This window comes from Streptomyces murinus (assembly GCF_002154555.1).
Lineage (GTDB): Bacteria > Actinomycetota > Actinomycetes > Streptomycetales > Streptomycetaceae > Streptomyces > Streptomyces murinus.
This window is the reverse complement of the sequence record NZ_MUNF01000557.1, coordinates 1-4754: the sequence shown is the minus strand read 5'-3', so window position 1 is coordinate 4754 and position 4754 is coordinate 1. Positions and strand designations below refer to the sequence as shown.

The following is a 4754-nucleotide window of genomic DNA, read 5'->3' as shown; positions in this document are numbered from 1 at the left end:
CGACGAGGGCGGCTTCGCCCCGAACCTCGGCTCCAACCGCGAGGCCCTCGACCTGATCCTCGAGGCCATCAAGGAAGCCGGTTACGCGCCCGGCGAGCAGATCGCCCTCGCCCTGGACGTCGCCGCCTCCGAGTTCTACAAGGACGGCAAGTACCTCTTCGAGGGCAAGGAGCGCTCCGCCGCCGAGATGACGGAGTACTACGAGGAGCTGGTGGCGGCCTACCCGCTGGTCTCCCTGGAGGACCCGCTGTTCGAGGACGACTGGAGCGGCTGGAAGGTCCTCACCGACCGCCTCGGCGACAAGGTCCAGATCGTCGGCGACGACCTGTTCGTCACCAACCCCGAGCGCCTGGCCCGCGGCATCGAGGAGGGCTCCGCCAACGCCCTGCTGGTCAAGGTCAACCAGATCGGCTCGCTGACCGAGACCCTGGACGCCGTCGAGCTGGCCCAGCGCAACGGCTTCAAGTGCATGATGTCCCACCGCTCCGGTGAGACCGAGGACGTCACCATCGCCGACCTGGCCGTCGCCACCAACTGCGGCCAGATCAAGACCGGCGCCCCGGCCCGCTCCGAGCGCGTCGCCAAGTACAACCAGCTGCTGCGCATCGAGGAGATCCTCGACGACGCCGCGGTGTACGCCGGCCGCAGCGCCTTCCCGCGGTTTCGCTCCGCGAACCAGTAAGTACCGCAAGGGCTGAGGCGCCGGCCCACCCCGGGCCACCTCTTGGCCAGTCGTACGTACGTCCCCGTACCCGGTCCCGTACCGTGTCCGGGGACGTACGCACGTGTGCGACCGCCCGAGCAGGGCGTGAAAGGGGAGGCGGAGAGCCGACATGGCCGCAAGGGACCGGGACCGTTTCTCCACCGCGACCAGGCTGCGGCTGCTCGGCGAGCAGACGGCCGCCCGGGTCTACCGCTCGCAGACCAAGCGGCAGGCGCGCCGCTCCCGGCTGACCGGCCGCGCCGCGCTGCTCGCGCTGGTGCTGTGCTCGCTGGTGGTCGCGCTCGCCTACCCGATGCGGCAGTACGTCTCGCAGCGCGCCCAGATCTCCGACCTCCAGCGGCAGCAGACCGATGCCCGCAAGCGAGTCGAACAGCTGCGCGACCTCAAGGCGCGCTGGCAGGACGACGCCTATGCCGAGCAGCAGATCCGCAAACGTCTGCACTATGTGATGCCCGGCGAGACCGGGTACGTGGTGGTCGACCCGGGCGCGGCCCGGCAGTCCCGCACCGATCTCAAGGCCGCCCACCGGCCCTGGTACACGAACATCTGGGACGGCGTCGACAAGTCCGACGCCTCCGACCAGTGATCCGGCCCCGACCAGTGATCCGGCTCTCCGGCCGGTGACCCACAGAAAGCCACTCTGAAAGCAGTCATGGAAACCCCTCCGCCGCCCACCCCGCGCACCGAGCCCACCGACGCGGACGTCGAGGCCTTCAAGCAGCAGCTCGGCCGCCCCCCGCGGGGCCTGCGCGCCATCGCGCACCGCTGCCCGTGCGGTCAGCCGGACGTCGTGGAGACGGCGCCGCGCCTGCCCGACGGCACCCCCTTCCCGACGCTGTACTACCTGACGTGCCCCAAGGCCGCCTCGGCCATCGGCACGCTGGAGGCCAACGGCGTCATGAAGGAGATGACCGAGCGCCTCCAGAGCGACCCGGAGCTGGCCGCCGCCTACCGGGCCGCGCACGAGGACTACATCCGGCGCCGGGACGAGATCGAGGTCCTGGCGGGCTTCCCGAGCGCGGGCGGCATGCCGGACCGGGTGAAGTGCCTGCACGTCCTGGTCGGCCACTCGCTGGCCGCGGGACCCGGCGTCAACCCGCTCGGCGACGAGGCGATCGCGATGCTGCCCGAGTGGTGGCGCAAGGGCGCGTGCGTGACGCTCGCGCAGGAGCCCGCAGGGGAGGCGCAGTGACCCGGGTCGCCGCGATCGACTGCGGTACGAACTCCATCCGGCTGCTGGTGGCGGACGCCGACCCGGCGACGGGCGAACTGGTCGACCTGGACCGCCGGATGACGATCGTGCGGCTCGGCCAGGGTGTCGACCGCACCGGCCGGCTCGCCCCCGAGGCGCTGGAGCGCACCTTCGCCGCGTGCCGCGAGTACGCCGGGATCATCAAGGAGCACGGCGCCGAGCGGCTGCGCTTCGTCGCCACCTCCGCCTCCCGGGACGCCGAGAACCGCGAGGACTTCGTGCGCGGTGTGCTGGACATCCTCGGGGTGGAGCCGGAGGTCATCACCGGCGAGCAGGAGGCCGAGTTCTCCTTCACCGGCGCGACCCGGGAGCTCACCGGCCGTACGGATCTCGCCAGGCCCTATCTGGTGGTGGACATCGGCGGCGGCTCCACCGAGTTCGTCGTCGGCGACGAGAAGGTGCGTGCCGCGCGCTCCGTGGACATCGGCTGCGTACGGATGACCGAACGGCACCTGGTGCACGGCGGCGAGGTCTCCGATCCGCCCACCGAGGAGCAGATCGCCGCGATCCGCGCCGACATCGAGGCCGCGCTGGACCTGGCCGAGCAGACCGTCCCGCTGCGCGAGGCACGCACCCTGGTCGGCCTCGCCGGCTCGGTCACCACGGTCTCCGCGATCGCCCAGGACCTGCCGGACTACGACTCCGCGCGCATCCACCACTCCCGGGTCTCGCGCGCCCGCGTCCGCGAGATCACCGAGCACCTGCTGCACTCCACCCACGCCGAACGCGCCACCATCCCCTCCATGCACCCGGGCCGCGTCGACGTCATCGGCGCGGGCTCCCTGGTGCTCCTCGCGATCATGGAGCGGACGGGCGCCGAGGAGGTCGTCGTCAGCGAGCACGACATCCTCGACGGCATCGCCTGGTCGGTGGCGTAGCTCTCTTTTGTTACCCGTCAGTAGCATCCGGCTGAGCAGGTCGGATAACGTTTGAGCGACTTCGAGGGGCCCCCAGGGGCCCCTCGTTCGCACCCCGGCGGAAACCTTCGTGAAGTTCTTCACAAGGAAATGGGTCCTGACTGCTTTCCGAAGGGGGCCACTTGGCCCTTCCGGGGGGTCAAAACCCGTTTGAACATGTTCAGATGAGGCGCGCAAAGATGGCCGGAAGGAGGGGTTCCACGGGCCGCCCCGGAGTCTCTACGATCACCTCGAAGACCCGGACCAGCAGCTCACACGGCCTTGACAACGGTACGAACCGCCTCGCGGTTCCTCCTCGGCGACATGATCTGCGTCACGCGGGCCGCGGAGTTTAGCACAGCCCCTCCAGAACCTTGTGAAGGGGCGCACGAGCCACCCCCCTTGAGCGGGTGGATACTCGATGCCATGAGCACCACGGAGCGTCCCAGGATCCTCGTAGTAGGCGGTGGGTACGTAGGCCTGTACGCAGCTCGGCGCATTCTCAAGAAGATGCGCTACGGCGAGGCGACCGTCACGGTCGTCGACCCCCGGTCGTACATGACCTACCAGCCCTTCCTCCCCGAAGCCGCCGCCGGCAGCATCTCCCCTCGCCACGTCGTCGTCCCGCTGCGACGCGTGCTGCCGAAGGCGGAGATCCTCACCGGTCGGGTCACCACCATCGACCAGGACCGCAAGGTCGCCACGATCGCCCCCCTCGTGGGCGAGGCGTACGAGCTGCCCTTCGACTACCTGGTCATCGCCATGGGCGCGGTCTCCCGTACCTTCCCGATCCCCGGCCTCGCCGAGCAGGGCATCGGCATGAAGGGCATCGAGGAGTCCATCGGCCTGCGCAACCACGTCCTGGAGCAGCTGGACAAGGCTGACTCCACGACCGACGAGGAGATCCGCCGCAAGGCGCTCACCTTCGTCTTCATCGGCGGTGGCTTCGCGGGTGCGGAGACCATCGGCGAGGTCGAGGACATGGCCCGCGACGCCGCCAAGTACTACAAGAACGTCTCCCGCGAGGACATGCGGTTCGTCCTCGTGGACGCCGCGGACAAGATCCTTCCCGAGGTCGGCCCGAAGCTCGGCCAGTACGGCAAGGAGCACCTGGAGAGCCGGGGCGTGGAGATCTACCTCTCCACCTCCATGGACTCCTGCGTCGACGGCCACGTGGTCCTCAAGAACGGCCTCGAGGTCGACTCCAACACGATCGTGTGGACCGCCGGCGTCAAGCCGAACCCGGCCCTGTCCCGCTTCGGTCTGCCCCTCGGCCCGCGCGGCCACGTCGACTGCGAGCCCACGCTCCAGGTCAAGGGCACCGACTACATCTGGGCCGCGGGCGACAACGCCCAGGTGCCGGACCTCGTCGGCCGCAAGGCGGGCAACGAGAACGCCTGGTGCCCGCCGAACGCCCAGCACGCGCTGCGCCAGGCCAAGGTCCTCGGCGACAACGTGGTCTCCGGTATGCGGGGCTTCCCGCAGAAGGAGTACGAGCACGCCAACAAGGGCGCGGTCGCCGGTCTCGGCCTGCACAAGGGCGTGGCGATGATCGTCCTGGGCAAGACCAAGATCAAGCTCAAGGGCCGTCTCGCCTGGTACATGCACCGTGGCTACCACGGTCTGGCGATGCCGACCTGGAACCGCAAGATCCGCATCTTCGCCGACTGGACGCTGGGCATGTTCCTCAAGCGCGAGGTCGTGTCCCTGGGCGCCATGGAGAACCCCCGCGAGGAGTTCTACGAGGCCGCCAAGCCGGCGCCGGTCGCCGCCGCGAAGACCGAGGCCAAGGCTTCCTGACCCCAGGTCAGCCGCTGTTCGACGCACGACCCGAAGGACCTTCCGCCATCCGTGGTGCGGGAGGTCCTTCGGGTCGTGCGTC

The 4754-nt window shown here is 69.6% G+C and carries 5 protein-coding genes; all 5 read left to right on the top strand.

Annotated elements, in window-relative coordinates:
- Positions 1-682 (top strand): phosphopyruvate hydratase (eno, locus tag CCN72_RS29615; RefSeq protein WP_279630294.1); only part of this gene is annotated, 682 nt, incomplete at its 5' end.
- Between the two features lie 151 nt (positions 683-833).
- Complete coding sequence (locus tag CCN72_RS29610) at positions 834-1310, top strand: FtsB family cell division protein (protein ID WP_037653718.1); 477 nt, start codon at positions 834-836, stop codon at positions 1308-1310.
- 66 nt (positions 1311-1376) lie between these two features.
- Positions 1377-1916 (top strand): DUF501 domain-containing protein, encoded by a 540-nt coding sequence (locus tag CCN72_RS29605; RefSeq protein WP_085565091.1) that lies wholly within the window; start codon positions 1377-1379, stop codon positions 1914-1916.
- Positions 1913-2854: a Ppx/GppA phosphatase family protein gene (locus tag CCN72_RS29600; RefSeq protein WP_086811053.1), complete on the top strand. Its 942-nt coding sequence runs from the start codon at positions 1913-1915 to the stop codon at positions 2852-2854. The genes CCN72_RS29605 and CCN72_RS29600 overlap by 4 nt, the downstream gene beginning before the upstream one ends.
- Positions 2855-3298: 444 nt before the next feature.
- Positions 3299-4672 (top strand): NAD(P)/FAD-dependent oxidoreductase, encoded by a 1374-nt coding sequence (locus CCN72_RS29595; RefSeq protein ID WP_078967253.1) that lies wholly within the window; start codon positions 3299-3301, stop codon positions 4670-4672.
- Positions 4673-4754: the final 82 nt, after the last annotated feature.

Coding starts and splice junctions, on each gene's coding strand:
- CCN72_RS29610 (WP_037653718.1), top strand. CDS start 834: ATGGCCGCAAGGGACCGGGACCGTTTCTCCACCGCGACCAGGCTGCGG.
- CCN72_RS29595 (WP_078967253.1), top strand. CDS start 3,299: ATGAGCACCACGGAGCGTCCCAGGATCCTCGTAGTAGGCGGTGGGTAC.
- CCN72_RS29605 (WP_085565091.1), top strand. CDS start 1,377: ATGGAAACCCCTCCGCCGCCCACCCCGCGCACCGAGCCCACCGACGCG.